This is a genomic window from Rugamonas violacea (genome assembly GCF_016461825.1).
Lineage (GTDB): Bacteria > Pseudomonadota > Gammaproteobacteria > Burkholderiales > Burkholderiaceae_D > Rugamonas.
Genome location: NZ_JAEMNU010000037.1, coordinates 208,118 through 222,782, shown reverse-complemented (window position 1 = coordinate 222,782; position 14,665 = coordinate 208,118). Strand labels below are relative to the sequence as shown.

The following is a 14,665-nucleotide window of genomic DNA, read 5'->3' as shown; positions in this document are numbered from 1 at the left end:
GGGTTCGCCCTTTTTGCATCTCCGCCGCCGGCGTGCCGGCGGGCCGGCGCGGCCGCGCCGTCGTCACGCCGCCGCTGCCGCTCAGCGCCGGCGGTGCTCGGGGAACATCTCCTTCATCAGGAAGGCGGTCAATTCCGCCTCGTCCTCCTTGCGCGCGCTCATGTTGACGACGCGGCCGAGGCGGTGCGAATCCCACTGGAAGTCGCCGGTCTTTTCCTTGCGGATGACCACGATCATCTGCTTGACGATGGCCGTCTCGATATCCATCTCGGCGCCCTGCTCCACATGCACCTGCTGGCTCCAGTTGCGCTTGAAGTTGGCGTTCCAGCCCTTGAACTTGACCTCGGCGCTGTGCGAGGTCTGGCTCAGGATGGTGAACACGCCGCCGGTGTCGTCGCGGTCGACGCCGTTGGAGCGGCCCTGGGCGCCGGCGATGTTGGCCTTGGCGATACGCAGGCCGCGCTCGGCGTCGGTCTCGGGCGCCGGCTCGGCCGGCGTCGGGTTGGCGGCGGCGCGGCGGGCGCGCGCCTTGGCGATCATTTCCCCCATGTCCTGCTCGGGCGGCGGTTGCATCGGCGCCACAACCGGCGGCACATAGGTCTCCAATTTCGGCTTGCTGGCGGGCGGCGTGATCGTCGCGACCTTTTGCCGCTGCGGCGGCGGCGCTTTGGCCTTGGCCACCTCGGTCTTCTTCGGCTGCTGCTTGGGCTTGTTCGGTTTGAGCGGCTCGATGTAGACCATCTGCCCGCCGCCCGGCGGCGGCGTGCGGTGGAAGGGCTCGGCCGGCCGGAACAGGTAGTACAGCACGGCGATCAGGTGCAGCCCCACCGAGATGGCGATGCCGATCCGGTTCGATTTTCCTTTGCCGTAGGCGAACCCTCCCGGCGGCGGCAGCTTCTGGCCGCAAGTCACGCAGTACTCGCTATCTGCTGACATTGAATGGGTATTGTCGTGCAAAATAAATCGAACCTTCTTTGGGGCGAAGTCTACAAAATGCGGCCATAGTGCCAGAGTCCCGCCGTTTTGGGAACCGCTCCGACAGGCAATGGCGCGACGCCGCCCCGGGAGGGGGCGTCGACCAAGCTGACCGACCACAGCTTACTCGAGTGCGGCCTTGAGGGATGTTACGGTATGTATCGACCGATGTATCAACGGCGTTACACGGGGACGCGCGGCGCGAGCGGCTCGGCGGGGGTGGCGAGGCTTTCCTGGCCCGCCGCGGCGGCGGCGGCGGTTTCGGCGGTTTCGGCGGCAACGACGGGCAGGGCGACGATGGCGCCGCCAACGGGATCGAAACCGGACGCCTTGGCGTGGCCGCCGGCGGCCTCGCGCCGCGCCGGCGGCGGCGAGGCCGTGGCGTGGGCGGCGATGGCGGCGCACATGGCGCCGACACAACGCTCGGCGTCGAGCACCTGGCGCGAGGCCAGCTCCGGCCGCGGCAGGGCGTGGGTGTAGTAGTGCGCGCCCTCGACCAGGTAGCCCAGCGCCCAGACGTTGCCGAGCGGCCGGCCGGCGGCGTTGAGCACGCCGCCGCCGGGTTCGATGTCGATCCCGCCCGGATGGTAGACACCGTTGTAATACGGCCGCACCAGGCCGCGCCGCACCAGGTTCTGCATGAACGGCGAGTCGTCGGTCTGCGGCGAGAAGACGTCGAGCCGGGCCACCGCCAGCACGTCGAAGGGATGGCGCTCCTGGCCGTCGCCGAAGCGGGTGCGCAACTCGAAGCAGGCGGCGCTGTCGTCGAACGCCACGCTGCCGCCCGGGCCGGAGACGATGTCGACCACGCCGGCCTCGCGCAGCGCCAGCAACTGCTCGTTGCGATGGCGCGGCGGGCCGAAGGAGATGCGGTTGATCACCGGGTTGTAGACGTTGAGGAACTTGCGGTGCGAGGCCGGCGTCAGGCCGCCGTGTTCGAGCATCGCCTGCCAGGTCGCGCGCACGTCGCGCAGCACGTCGGTGGCGGCCTTGACGGCGCTGCCGACGTTGCCGCGCACCGCCTCGGCCAAGTCGCGCCGCAGCCAGTCGTCGAAGTAGCGGCGGAACTCGTCGAGCGAGGCGAACTCGCGCCCGCGCAGGGGGAACAGCAGCACGTCGATGATGGCGCCCTCCTCCTCGGCCAGCTGGTAGGCGGCCGGCTCGATGGCGCCGCCGTCCAGGGTGGCGCGGTAGACGTAGCCCATCTCGCGGCGCAGCAGCGGCAGCAGTTCGAGGTCGAAGTCGAGCTGGGCGCTGCCGCGCTCGCGCAGGGCCCGCTCGCGCAGGGCGGCGACGGCGTCCGGCGTGAAATAGTGCGGCCGGTGGCGGCCGGCCAGGCCCTTCTGGTTGACGCCGCGCGCGGCGAAGGGCAGGCAGTGGCGCGAGAACAGGATCAGTTGCGGCTCGCGGCCGGACTTCTGGTAGCGCAGCGTCTGTCCCTCGCGGACGAACTGGCCGCCGCGGCCGACCGTCAGCTCGGCGATGACGTCGTGCGCCGTCAGGCCCAGGCCCTGGATGGCGACGCGGGCGTCGGCGTCGATCTGCACCAGCTTGTCGAGCGGATAGACGTGGCGGATGTAGGCCAGCTTGCTGTTGTGGCGCGCCTGCTCCTGGGCGAAATTGGCGCAGGCCGCCTCCTGCTCGGTCGGGGCGTTGTTGCAGTGGCCGGTGGTCAGGAACAGGTAGTCGCTGATCAGGATGAAGCCGCTGTCGAGTTCGACGGCGCAGCGGCCGTCCGGCTGCTGCCACATGTCGTTGGCGCGCAGGCGGTGGTGGCGCAGCGTGACATGCGCCGGCAGGCCGGCGAGCAGTTGCTCGTAGCCCCAGGTCAGGTATTCGCCGAGCAGGCGGCGCGGCAGATAGTCGGCCTCGCTGATCTCGGCGCCGGCGCCGGTGGCGCCGATGCGGTAGTACTGGTCGCCGACGCGGCGGTAGCCGCTCTGCCGCGCCCATTCGGTCAGCGACGGCGTGGCGCAGCGCGGTGGCAACGCCACCACGCCGGGCGCCGGGAACAGCGTCACCTGGCTGGCGACGGTGTTGATCAACAGGTGCTGGGGCTGGCGCGCCGAGTGCACGCCCTGGCCGCACTCGCCCGGTTCGACCAGGCTGATGTCGAGCGCCAGCTGCTGTTCACCGGCGTGCGCGACGAGGCGCTCGAGGACGCTCAGGCCGCGCGGCCCCATGCCGACGATGGTGATGTTGTAGCGTTTCATCTCTGATTGCTCCATGCCTCAAGGAAAAAGCTCCTTTCCCATCATACGAAGCGAGCAGACCAATGAATTGTTGCCGGTCAACTTTTGGCGGTGTTCACCGCTTTCAGGCCCACCGCGTGTAGGTTCTCCGCATCATCGTTGTGGCCGGTGTGGGCCAGCTGCGCGTCCGACATCGGCCCGCTGCCGCTGTACTTGTCGAGGAACAGGTAGATCACCGGCGTGATGTACAAGGTGATCACCTGCGAGAACAGCAGGCCGCCCACCACCGCCAGGCCGAGCGGCTGGCGCAGCTCGGCGCCGGCGCCCAGGCCGAGGGCGATCGGCAGCGCGCCCATCAGCGCCGCCATGGTCGTCATCATGATCGGGCGGAAGCGCAGCACGCAGGCCTCGCGGATCGCCTCGAGCGGCGTCATGCCCTCGTTGCGTTGGGCGTGCAAGGCGAAGTCGATCATCATGATGGCGTTCTTCTTGACGATGCCGATCAGCATCAGGATGCCGATGATGGCGATCATCGTCAGGTCCAGGCCGAACAGGCGCAGGGTCAGCAAGGCGCCCACCGCCGCCGACGGCAGGCCGGCCAGGATGGTCAGCGGGTGGATGTAGCTCTCGTACAGCACGCCGAGCAGCACGTAGATCACGCCCAGCGCGGCGATGATCAGAATCAGCTGACTGCTCTGGGAACTTTGGAAGACCGCCGCGTCGCCGCCGTAGTTGGTGATGATGGTCGGCGGCAGGTTCATCTCGGCGCCCATCTTGTCGATCTTGGCGGTGGCCACGCCCAGCGGCACGTCCGGCGCCAGGTTGAACGACAGGGTGATCGCCTGCAACTGGCCCTGGTGGTTGACGGCGGTCGGGCCGATGGTGCGCTCCACCGTGGCGAAGCTGGACAATTGCACCAACTGGCCGCCGGTCTTGCTGCGCACCGAGATCTTGGTCAGCGCATCGTCGAACTGGCGGTCGGCGCTGGCCGCCTCGAGCAGCACGAAATAGCTGGCCGAGGGCGAGTAGATGGTCGAGATCTGCCGCTCGCCGAAAGCCAGGTAGAGCGCCGTGCGGATGTCGGCGATCTGCACGCCGAGCATGTTGGCCTTGTCGCGGTCGATCTTCAGCGAGGCCTGCAAGCCACGGTTCTGCGAGTCGCTGGTGACGTCGCGGAAGTCGGCGTCGGCGCGCAGGCGGTCGGTGAACTTGCCGGCCCAGTCGCTCAGCGCGTCCGGGCTGACCGCCTGCAGGGTGTACTGGTAGCGGCTCTTGCTCTGCCGTCCGCCCAGTTGCAGGTTCTGGATCGGCCGCAGGTAGACGGCGATGCCGGGCACGGCGCGGGTGGCCTTGCGCAGGCTGTCCAACACCTGCGCCATCTTGGCCCGTTCGCCGCGCGGCTTGAGCACCAGGAACATGCGGCCGGTGTTGCCGCCGCTGACGAAGGAGGTGACGTCCTGCACGTTCGGGTCGGCCTTGATGACGGCGGCGACGCGTTCCTGCAAGGCCAGCAGCGCGGCCGAGGAGATGTCCTCCGAGGCCTCGGTGGTGGCCTGGATCTGGCCCAGGTCCTCCTCCGGGAAGAAGCCCTTGGGAATCGTGATGTACAGCAGCACGGTCAAGCCGAAGGTGGCGAGGGCCACCGCCAGCACGATGTAGCGGTGCCCCAGCGCGATGTCGAGGCTGCGCGCGTAGCCGTTGCGCAGGCGCGTGAAGCCGGCCTCGAACCAGCGGCCGATCAGGGTCGGCTCGTCGGCGGCGTGGTGCGCGCCGGCCGGCAACAGCCGGCTGGCCAGCATCGGCACCAGGGTCAGCGAGACGATCGCCGATACCATGATCGACAGCGCCACCACCACCGCGAACTCGTGGAACAGCAGGCCGATCACGCCGGGCATGAAGAAGATGGGGATGAACACGGCGACCAGCGAGATCGAGATCGAGATGATGGTGAAGCCCATCTCCCTGGCGCCGATCAGCGACGCTTGCAGGGGCTTCTTGCCCATCTCGATGTGCCGCACGATGTTCTCCAGCACGACGATGGCGTCGTCGACCACCAGGCCGACGGCCAGGGTGATGCCGAGCAGGGAGACGTTGTCCAGGCTGTAGCCGAAGGCGTACAGCAGGGCCAGCGCGCCGAGCAGCGAGATCGGCATCGTCACGGCGGGGATGAAGGTGGCGGCGGCGCGGTGCAGGAACAGGAAGATCACCAGCACCACCAGGCCGACCGTCAGCGCCAGCGTCAGGTTGACGTCGTGGATCGCCTCGCGGATCGACACCGAGCGGTCGTTGACCAGGTTGATCTTGATCGAGCTGGGCAGCTGGGCCTGGAAGCGCGGCAGCAGGCCGCGCACGCCGTCGACCACCTGCACCGTGTTGGCGTTGGGTTGGCGCTGCACCAGCAGCACGATGGAGCGCTCGCCGTTGTAGCTGCCGGCCGTCTTGACGGACTGGAAGCTGTCCTCGACGCTGGCGACCTCTTTCAACCGCACCGGCTGGCCGTTGCGGGTGGCGACGATCAGCTCGGCGAACTCGGCCGCCTTCATCAGCTGGGCGTTGCCCTGGATGGTCAGCACCTGGTTGGGGCCGTCGAGCACGCCCAGCGGCGTGTTGGCGTTGGCCGATTTGATGGCGGCGGCCAACTCGTCGAGCGAGAGGTTGCGCGCGTTCATCATGTCCGACTTGGCCCGCACGCGCACGGCGAAACGTTTCTGGCCGTTCACCGTCACCTGGGCCACGCCGGGCAGGGTCGACAGGCTGGGGGCGATCAGGTTCTCGGCGTAGTCGTTCAGCTCGGACAGCGACAGCGACGGCGAGGTCATCGCCATGAACAGCACCGGCGCGTCGGCCGGGTTGACCTTGCGGTAGGACGGCAGCTCGGTCATCTCCAGCGGCAAGGCGCGCTGGGCCCGCAGCAGGGCCGCCTGGACGTCGACGGCGGCGGCGTTGACGTCGATGCTGGGGTCGAACTCCAGGGTCAGCGAGCTGGCGCCCAGGGTGTTGGTGGAGGTGATCAGGCTGAGGCCGGCGATGGTGGAGAACTGCTTCTCCAGCGGCAGCGCGACCGACGAGGCCATGGTGTCCGGACTGGCGCCGTCGAGGTTGGCGCTGACCTGGATCACCGGGGTGTTATAGCTGGGCAGCGCGGCGACCGGGATGGCCGAATAGGCCAGCACGCCGGCCAGGATCAAGGTCAGCGACAGCAGCACCACCATCACCGGACGGCGGATGCACAATTCGGACAGGTTCATGCGGAACCGCCTTTCTGTTTGCCCGGCGTGGCGACCTTCACCTTGCCGCCCGGACGCAAGTTCTGCTTGCCTTCAACGATCACCTGCTCGTCGCCGTTCAGGCCGGACACGGCGACGTTGGCGCCGAACGAATACAGCCGCTTGATGTTGGCGGTCTGCGCCGTGTGGTCGGCCGCCACGGTGTAGACGAACAGGCCACGGCTGTTGTTGATGATAGCGTTTTGCGGGATCACCGTGGCATCTTTCAAGGTTTGCACGGTCAACTTGGTGTTGACGTACTGTCCCGGCCACAACTTGGTCTGCGCGTTGGCGAACTGCGCCTTGACGCGGATCACCCCGGCGATCGGGTCGACCGTGTTGTCGATGAAGCTGAGCTGGCCGGCCACCTCGTCGGCGGCGCCGGCCAGCGCCGCCTTGACCGCCACCGCGCCGGCGCGTTGCGCCTCGAGCAGGCCGCCCAGCGCGCTTTCCGGCAGGGTGAAGGAGACGTTGATCGGATCGAGCTGGGTGATGCTGGTCAGCGAGGTGCTCAGTTGCACCAGGCTGCCCGGGTAGACGCCGATGGCGCCGACCCGTCCGCTCATCGGCGCGCGTATCGTGTTGTAACTGGCGTCCACCGCCACCGAGCGGGCCGCCGCCACGTCGGCCTGCAGCAGCGCGCGGGCCGACTCGACCTGGCTCTTCAAGGTGTCGACGGCGCCCTGGGCGATGAAGTTCTTGCTCAGCAGCTCCTGGCCGCGCTTGTACTGCCGCTCCAGGTCGCCCAAGGAAGCCTGGTCGCGCGCCACCTGGGCCTGCGCCTTGTCCAGGTTGGCGCGGGCGCTGCGCTCGTCGAGCGAGAACATCAGCTCGCCGGCCTTGACGTACTGGCCCTCGCGGATGTGCACCTTGGTGATGGTGCTGGTGGTCTGCGGGTGCAGGTCGACCGTGCTGATCGGCGTGACCGTGCCGTTGGCCTGCAGGACCACGGCGACATCCTGGCGCTGCGGCGTGACCACGTTGACCGTGGTCGGCCCCTGCGGTCCGCCGGCGCCCGGCTTGGCCTGGCCGCCCGCCGCCGCGGTGGCGGCCGGTTCGGCGCCCTGATGCGTGTAATACCAGCCGCCGCCCATCACCAGGGCAGCGCCCACCAGGAGTCCAAGGGTAGATTTTTTCATGTTGTCTTTTGTTTTTTTACTGGCGAAGAAATATTGCCGCTTTGCATAGGGCGGTGCATTGTCGCACAAAAAATTGCCGAAAAACCGCGGCGCCGGGCGGGCGCCGGGCTATTTGGCGGCGTAGTACTCCGGCACCACCAGGGTCACTTCCAGGCCGCCGTCGAGGTGGTTGGCCAGTTGCAGGCTGGCGCCGTGCTGCTCGGCGATGTTGCGCGCGATGGTCAGGCCCAGGCCGGTGCCGCCCGAGTCGCGCGAGCGCGAGGTTTCGATGCGGTAGAAGGGCTCGAACACCTGCGCCATCTGGTCCTGGGCGATGCCGGGGCCGCGGTCGCGGATGCGGATGCGCGCCGCCCCCACCATGCGCTCGACGGTCACCTCGGCCGAGTGGCCGTACTTGACGGCGTTGTCGATCAGGTTGACCAGGCAGCGGCGGATCGACAGTGGCCGGCCCATCGCCGCCATCGCGGCGTGGCCGTGCAGGCGCACCGGCTGGCCGGCGTCGGCGGCGTCGGCGCAGACGCTGTCGAGCAGCGAGTCGAGGTCGAGCGCCTGCATGTTCTCGGTGGTGTCCATGCTGCGCGCCAGGTCCAGGCCCTCCTTGACCATCTGCTGCATGGCCGACAGGTCGTCCACCAGGCGCTGTTGCAGCTCGGCGTCGGCGACCTTCTCCAGGCGCAGGCGCAGCCGGGTCAGCGGCGTCTGCAGGTCGTGGGTGATGGCGGCCAGCATCTGCGTGCGCTGGAAGATGTGCTGGCGGATGCGCGCCTGCATGGCGTTGAAGGCCGCGCTGGCCTGGCGGATCTCGCCGGCGCCGGCCAGGGCCAGCGGCGGGTGGTTGATGTCGTTGCCCAGGTCCTTGGCGGCCTGCGCCAGCTTCTTCAGCGGCCGCATGGTCATCCGCGTGACCAGGTAGGCCAGCGCGGCGATGCTGAGCAGGAAGGGCAGGATGCTCAGCAACTCGTTCTTGTTGCCGCCCGGCGGCGCGCGCGGCGGCAGCACGGACAGCTTCATCACCTCGCCGTCGTGCATGCGCACGAACATCGTCTCGCAGGTGCCGCGCCATTGTTTGGGACCGAACAGCGAGACCGACTTGCGCGGCCGGTCGCATTCGGCCGGCCGCTCGGCCAGCGGGCTGAGCGAAAAACCCTGGCCCAGGCGCAGCTGCAGCGCGCTGGAAAATTCACTTTGCGGCAAGGCCGAGGCGACCGGCTGCAGCACCGGTTCGAGCCGCACGCTGCCCCGGCTGGCCACCTTCAGGTAGGCCGGGCGCGACACCGGCGGCACCACGTCGGCGGTGGTGATCAATTGCTCGGCCCGTTCGAGGGCGTGGAAGTCGCGGTAGCGCTCGATGGCGCGGGTGCGCTCGCCCACCGCCAGCCACTGGGTCAGCGCGGCCGAGGCGACGATGCCGAGCAGCAGCACCAGAAACACCCGTCCCGTCATCGAACTGAGGAATGCTCTCACGCGCTCGGCTCCACGCTGACCTGGCCGGCCAGCACGTAGCCGCCGTTGCGCACCGTCTTGATGATTTGCGGCAGGCGCGCGTCCTCGCCCAGTTTCTGCCGCAGGCGGCTGATCTGGATGTCGATCGAACGGTCGAAGGGATCGGCGTCGCGGCCCTGGGTCAGGTTGAGCAACTGGTCGCGGTTCAAGACGCGATTGGGATGTTCCAGGAACACCTTGAGCAGGCGGAACTCGGCGCCCGACAGCATGATGACCAGGCCGTCCGGATTGAGCAGGTGGCGCGCCGTCAGGTCCAGCGTCCAGCCGGAGAAGCGCATCTGCTGCGCCTTGTCGGCCGCGCTATTGGACGGCATGGCGTGGCTGCGCCGCAGCACGCTGCGGATGCGCGCCAGCAGCTCGCGCGGCTCGAAGGGCTTGGGCAGGTAATCGTCGGCGCCCATCTCCAGGCCGAGGATGCGGTCGAGCGGTTCGCTGCGCGCCGTCAGCATGATGACCGGCAGCGTCGAATTGGCGCGCAGCTTGCGGCACAGGGTCAGGCCGTCCTCGCCGGGCAGGTTCAAATCAAGCACGATCAGGTCGGGACGCGCCTCGTCGAGCATCTTCCACATCGCCACGCCGTCGGCCGCGCACAGGGGCCGGTAACCGTTGGTTTCAAGGTAGTCGGCCAGCAGGGTGCGGATCTCGCGATCGTCGTCGACGATCAGAATAGTAGATGATGGTTCCATGACGCTGATTATCCCCTGTAGACCGGCGCTGACCAATGGCCAATTGTATCCTCTTGTATATACCGGGGCGCCATTCGGCGGGGCGAAACATATGGATACAAAATGCGCCGGCGGGGAAACTTATTCGAAACAGCTTGCTGCCATGATGGCTTCATGTGCGGTGCGATGGCACCTGTGACACACACTTCTATCGACACGACAAAGGAAACAAAATGAACACCATTCGCAAAAGCATCCTGATCGGCCTGACCGTACTGGGCCTGGGCACCACCTCACTGGCGGTCCACGCCGACGACACCACCAGCGCCACCACCGGCCGCCACGGCCACCAGGCCAACGCCGAACAGATGCACGCCAAGATGGCGCAACATTTCGCCGCGCGCCAGGCCAAGCTGCACGATCTGCTCAAGCTGACGGCGCCGCAGGAAGCCGCCTGGACCACCTACCAGGCCGCCATCAAGCCGAGCGCGCCGGCGGCCCGGCCCGACCGCGCCGCCTTCAAGGCCCTGCCGGCGCCCGAGCGCCTGGCCAAGATGATCGAGCTGGCCAAGCAGCACACCGCCACGATGGAAAGCCATCTGACGGCGCTGAACGCCTTCTACGGCACGCTGACGGCCGAGCAGAAGAAAGTCTTCGACGCCAACGCGATGGGCGGCGAGCACGGCCCGCACGGCATGCGCCACGGCATGATGCAGCGCGGCTAGGCGCCCTTTCGCTCCGCCTTGGCTTGCCAAAGCGGCTGGCCAAGGTCGGGCAACAAACCGGGCGGCAATGACAAAGGGAGCGGACCTGGCGGTGCGCTCCCTTTGCTTTAAAAAACCCACAGGCGAAAATCTGGGGCCAGACCCAGCGGGTCTGGCCCCGGCTCTCCGCCTTTGGGTGGTTTTACAGCCGCCGGCGCCTTCATTCAGGGCCTGCGCGACCGGCCAAACCTGCGCCGTCTTCTAGTTCAATTTCTCCAGTGAGGCGCGGAACTTCTCCGCGTTCTGGAAACCGATCACGCGCGAATCGGCGATCTCCCGGCCCTTGCCGTCGAACAGGATGATGCCCGGCGGGCCGTACAGGCCGAAGCGCTTGAGCATGGCCTTGTCGTCGGCGTCGTTGGCGGTCACGTCGACCTGCAACAGGATGGTATTGGCCAGCCGCGCGCGCACCTCGGGGTCGACGAAGGTCAGCTTCTCCATCTCCTTGCAGGACACGCACCAGTCGGCGTAGAAGTCGAGCATGGCGCTCTTGCCGCCGCTCCGCGCCAGCGCCGCGTCGAGCTCGGCCACGGTCTTGACGCGCTTGAACGGCAGCGCCTCGGCCACCCCGCCGGCCCGCAAATGCGCCAATGGCGCCAGCACGTCGCGGCCGCCGCTGGCCGCGCCGACCAATTGCAGCATGCCCAGCGCGGCGAGCAGCAAACCGGCGACCTTGCCGGCCCACTTGCCCGGACGGGCCAGCAGGTAGCCGCCATAACCGACCAGCAGCACGGTCCAGCCCAGCATCTGCACCACCGGCGGCAACACCGGCGACACCAGCCACCAGGCCATCGCCAGCAGCAGCACGCCGAAGAAGCGCTTGACCGCGTCCATCCAGGCGCCGGCGCGCGGCAGCAGCGAGCCGGCCGAGACGCCGACCAGCAGCAGCGGCATGCTCATGCCGACCGCCATCGCGAACAACGCCGAGCCGCCGACCACCACGTCGCCGGTCTTGCCGATATACACCAGGATGCCGGCCAACGGTGCCGCCACGCAAGGGCCGACGATCAGCGCCGAGATGGCGCCCATGATGAACACGCCGGCCAGCTTGCCGCCCGACTGGCGGTTGGAGATGGTACTCAGGCGGGTCTGCAGCGAGGCCGGCACCTGCAAATCGTAGACGCCGAACATCGACAGCGACAAGGCCGCCATCAACAGGCCGAAGGCGCCCAGCACCCACGGGTTTTGCAAGGTCGCGGCCAGGCCGGCGCCGGCCAGGCCGGCGGCGATGCCCAGCGCGGTGTAGACGCTCGCCATGCCCAGCGAATAGGTCGACGACAACAGCAGGCCGCGTCCCCGGCTGACTTTGGTGCCCTCGCCGACGATGATGAAGGACAGGATGGGCACCATCGGCAAGACGCAGGGTGTGAACGACAGGCCGAGGCCGAACAGGAAGAACAATGGCAGGTAGACCATCAGCCTGCCGCCCTTCAGCGCGGCCTCGATGGTGCCCATTTCGCTGGGCGCCGATGGCGCTGCTTGCGCGGCGGCGGCGGCCACGACGGGCGCTTCGATGATGGTGGTTTGCGGCATCGGCACGCTATTGACCGTGACGCCGGGCGAGACCGGCGCCAATGGCGCCGCAGCAGCGGCAAGCGCCACACCGGTGGACGCGGCGGCTCCCTTGGCTGGCGCGCTAGCGCCGGCCGAGGCCCCGGCGGACGCGGCGGATGCGGCGGAAACCGGCGCGGCGCTGGCCGGCGCGGCAGGCAACGGCACCATACCGCTCCCCACCAGGCTGGCCTTGGCATCCTGCGGCGCGTAGCACAGGCCCTTGTCCGAGCAGCCCTGGCCGGTGGACTGCAAGGTGAACGGACCGCCGCTCTCGACCGGCATGGTGATGGTCACGCTGTGGCGGTAGGTCTCGACCTTCTTCTGGAAGGTCTCGTCGAACTTGACCTTGCCCGGCGGGATCTCCGGCGCGCCCAGTTTCGCACCGATGGCGGCGAACTTGAAGCGCTCGCGGTACATATAGTAGCCCTCGGCGATCTGGTAAGTGACGGCGACCGTATGGCCGTCGACCATGCGCGCCGAAAACTTGAAGGCCGCATCCGGCTCCAGGAACTCATCCTCGGCCAGTGCCGGGCGTGCCGCGCCCAAGGCCAGCAAGAGCAGCAGCAAAAAGCCGGACAACAGCGCCACAAGGCGCGGTGCGGAAAAGGCGCGACGGACAGGATGGAACATGGACACCTTCAGAAAATGGGCTAAAGCGATCGATAAAACCAGCATAGTACACCGGCCGTCCCGACGCCGCCTGAGGCCGGCCTTAAGCCACCCCGGGGTCCGCGTCCCGGGCAGAGCCCCTGGGTCAGGAGCCCCGGGGTCAGTGCCGACATTCGGACACGAGCTCGACAGTATAGGCGGCGCGGCGGTGCGATTCCTTGATGAAATGTCTGGATATGGGCGCCGGGCATAAAAAAAGCCAGGCTGAGCCTGGCTTTTTTTCGTACTAACGACCGAGATTACTCAGCGGTTGGTGCGTCGTCCATTTCGGTGACTTCTGGACGGTCCAGCAGCTCAACGTAAGCCATTGGAGCGTTGTCGCCAACACGGAAACCCATTTTCAGGATGCGCAGGTAGCCGCCGTTACGGTTGGCGTAACGCGGGCCCAGATCAGCGAACAGTTTCAGAACGATTTCGCGGTCGCGCAGGCGGGAGAAGGCCAGACGCTTGTTGGCCAGGGTGTCGGTCTTGCCCAGGGTCAGCATTGGCTCGACCACGCGACGCAGTTCTTTCGCTTTTGGCAGCGTGGTTTTGATTGCTTCGTGACGCAGCAACGAAACCATCATGTTGCGCAGCATGGCGAGGCGGTGGGACGAGGTACGATTCAGTTTACGAAGGCCGTGACGGTGACGCATGGTAATTCCTTTCGGTTGGTTTTATTCCAGTTCTTCGATCAACTATGCACGCTGTGCATGGTCGCGGACCGGTTCAATAAATAAGATTAATAATGCCCGGAACACCTGTCCCGGACAGATTTGCTGCCCACTAGCGGTGAAACCGTCGTCCCCGCGTCGGCGGGGAGCCATGCCACGCTAGCTCGGCATGGCTTCCCGCCTGCGCGGGAACGACGTCTTGCAAATTACTTCTCCAGACCGGCCGGCGGCCAGTTTTCGAGTTTCATGCCCAAGGTCAAGCCGCGCGACGCCAGCACTTCCTTGATTTCGTTCAGGGACTTGCGGCCCAGATTCGGCGTCTTCAGCAGCTCGTTTTCCGAACGCTGGATCAGGTCGCCGATGTAGTAGATGTTTTCGGCTTTCAGGCAGTTGGCCGAACGCACGGTCAGTTCCAGGTCGTCGACCGGACGCAACAGGATAGGATCGACCAGCGGAGCGCGCGATGGCGCTTCGGCGGCCGCTTCCGTGCCTTCCAGGGCGGCGAACACGTTCAGTTGGTCGACCAGCACGCGGGCCGATTGACGGATCGCTTCTTCCGGCGAGATCACACCATTGGTTTCAATGTTGATGATCAGCTTGTCCAGATCGGTGCGCTGTTCGACGCGAGCGGACTCGACGAAGTACGAAACGCGGCGCACCGGCGAGAACGACGCATCCAGAATGATGCGGCCGATGGTTTTGTTGGTGTCTTCCGACAGGCGACGGACGTTGCCCGGCACGTAGCCGCGGCCTTTTTCGACCTTGATCTGCATGTCCAGCTTACCGCCGGCGGTCAGGTGGGCGATCACGTGGTCCGGGTTGATCAGTTCCACATCGTGTGGCAGATCGATATCGGATGCCAGGATGGCGCCTTCGCCTTCCTTTTTCAGGGTCAGGGTGACGGAGTCACGGTTGTGGACTTTGAAGACCACGCCCTTCAGGTTCAGCAGCAGATCGACGACGTCTTCTTGCACGCCGTCGAGCGACGAGTATTCGTGTACAACACCGGCGATCGTCACTTCGGTCGGCGCGTAGCCCACCATCGACGACAGCAGGACGCGGCGCAGCGCATTACCCAATGTATGGCCATAGCCGCGTTCGAACGGCTCCATCACTACTTTAGCGTGGCCGGCGCCGAGCGCCTCTACATCGATAATACGTGGCTTCAACAAACTGTTTTGCATGAAATGTCCTTTTCAATACCCTCGGCTCGTTACGCCGATAAGGCTGATGGCATTAGTGAAAACGCCCACTCCGGGGAGTGGGCGGGGATCTTACCGACTGC

Annotated in this window: 10 protein-coding genes; 1 reads left to right on the top strand and 9 read right to left on the bottom strand. The window is 66.9% G+C overall.

Going from position 1 to position 14,665, the window contains the following annotated elements; genetic code table 11:
- Nucleotides 1-81 precede the first annotated feature (81 nt).
- From H7U20_RS08660 to H7U20_RS08635, 6 genes are all read right to left on the bottom strand, one after another.
- Entirely contained in the window at nucleotides 82-936 is an 855-nt protein-coding gene (locus tag H7U20_RS08660) for a hypothetical protein (protein WP_233410585.1), read from the bottom strand.
- Between the two features lie 221 nt (nucleotides 937-1,157).
- Nucleotides 1,158-3,188: an FAD/NAD(P)-binding protein gene (locus tag H7U20_RS08655; RefSeq protein WP_199519161.1), complete on the bottom strand. Its 2,031-nt coding sequence runs from the start codon at nucleotides 3,186-3,188 to the stop codon at nucleotides 1,158-1,160.
- Nucleotides 3,189-3,265: 77 nt separating this feature from the next.
- Nucleotides 3,266-6,415, bottom strand: a complete 3,150-nt coding sequence (locus tag H7U20_RS08650; protein ID WP_199519160.1) for an efflux RND transporter permease subunit — start codon at nucleotides 6,413-6,415, stop codon at nucleotides 3,266-3,268.
- Nucleotides 6,412-7,572 (bottom strand): efflux RND transporter periplasmic adaptor subunit, encoded by a 1,161-nt coding sequence (locus H7U20_RS08645; protein ID WP_199519159.1) that lies wholly within the window; start codon nucleotides 7,570-7,572, stop codon nucleotides 6,412-6,414. The genes H7U20_RS08650 and H7U20_RS08645 overlap by 4 nt, the downstream gene beginning before the upstream one ends.
- 108 nt (nucleotides 7,573-7,680) lie before the next feature.
- On the bottom strand, nucleotides 7,681-9,036 hold the full coding sequence (locus H7U20_RS08640) for an ATP-binding protein (RefSeq protein WP_199519158.1): 1,356 nt from the start codon (nucleotides 9,034-9,036) through the stop codon (nucleotides 7,681-7,683).
- Nucleotides 9,033-9,761, bottom strand: coding sequence for a response regulator (locus H7U20_RS08635; protein ID WP_199519157.1), 729 nt, complete (start codon nucleotides 9,759-9,761; stop codon nucleotides 9,033-9,035). The genes H7U20_RS08640 and H7U20_RS08635 overlap by 4 nt, the downstream gene beginning before the upstream one ends.
- 212 nt (nucleotides 9,762-9,973) lie before the next feature.
- Here H7U20_RS08635 and H7U20_RS08630 point away from each other — a divergent pair, with 212 nt between their 5' ends.
- Entirely contained in the window at nucleotides 9,974-10,465 is a 492-nt protein-coding gene (locus H7U20_RS08630) for a Spy/CpxP family protein refolding chaperone (protein WP_199519156.1), read from the top strand.
- Between the two features lie 240 nt (nucleotides 10,466-10,705).
- Here the strand turns inward: H7U20_RS08630 and dsbD are convergent, their stop codons facing one another.
- The 3 genes from dsbD to H7U20_RS08615 all read right to left on the bottom strand — a co-directional run bounded on the left by dsbD (nucleotide 10,706) and on the right by H7U20_RS08615 (nucleotide 14,564).
- On the bottom strand, nucleotides 10,706-12,688 hold the full coding sequence (gene dsbD, locus H7U20_RS08625; RefSeq protein WP_199519155.1) for a protein-disulfide reductase DsbD: 1,983 nt from the start codon (nucleotides 12,686-12,688) through the stop codon (nucleotides 10,706-10,708).
- 278 nt (nucleotides 12,689-12,966) lie between these two features.
- The gene (rplQ, locus tag H7U20_RS08620; protein ID WP_093390463.1) at nucleotides 12,967-13,362 is read right to left on the bottom strand and encodes a 50S ribosomal protein L17; all 396 of its coding nucleotides are present in this window, start codon (nucleotides 13,360-13,362) and stop codon (nucleotides 12,967-12,969) included.
- 224 nt (nucleotides 13,363-13,586) lie between these two features.
- A complete protein-coding gene (locus H7U20_RS08615) occupies nucleotides 13,587-14,564 on the bottom strand; it encodes a DNA-directed RNA polymerase subunit alpha (RefSeq protein ID WP_008444343.1) in 978 nt (325 codons plus the stop codon).
- Nucleotides 14,565-14,665: the final 101 nt, after the last annotated feature.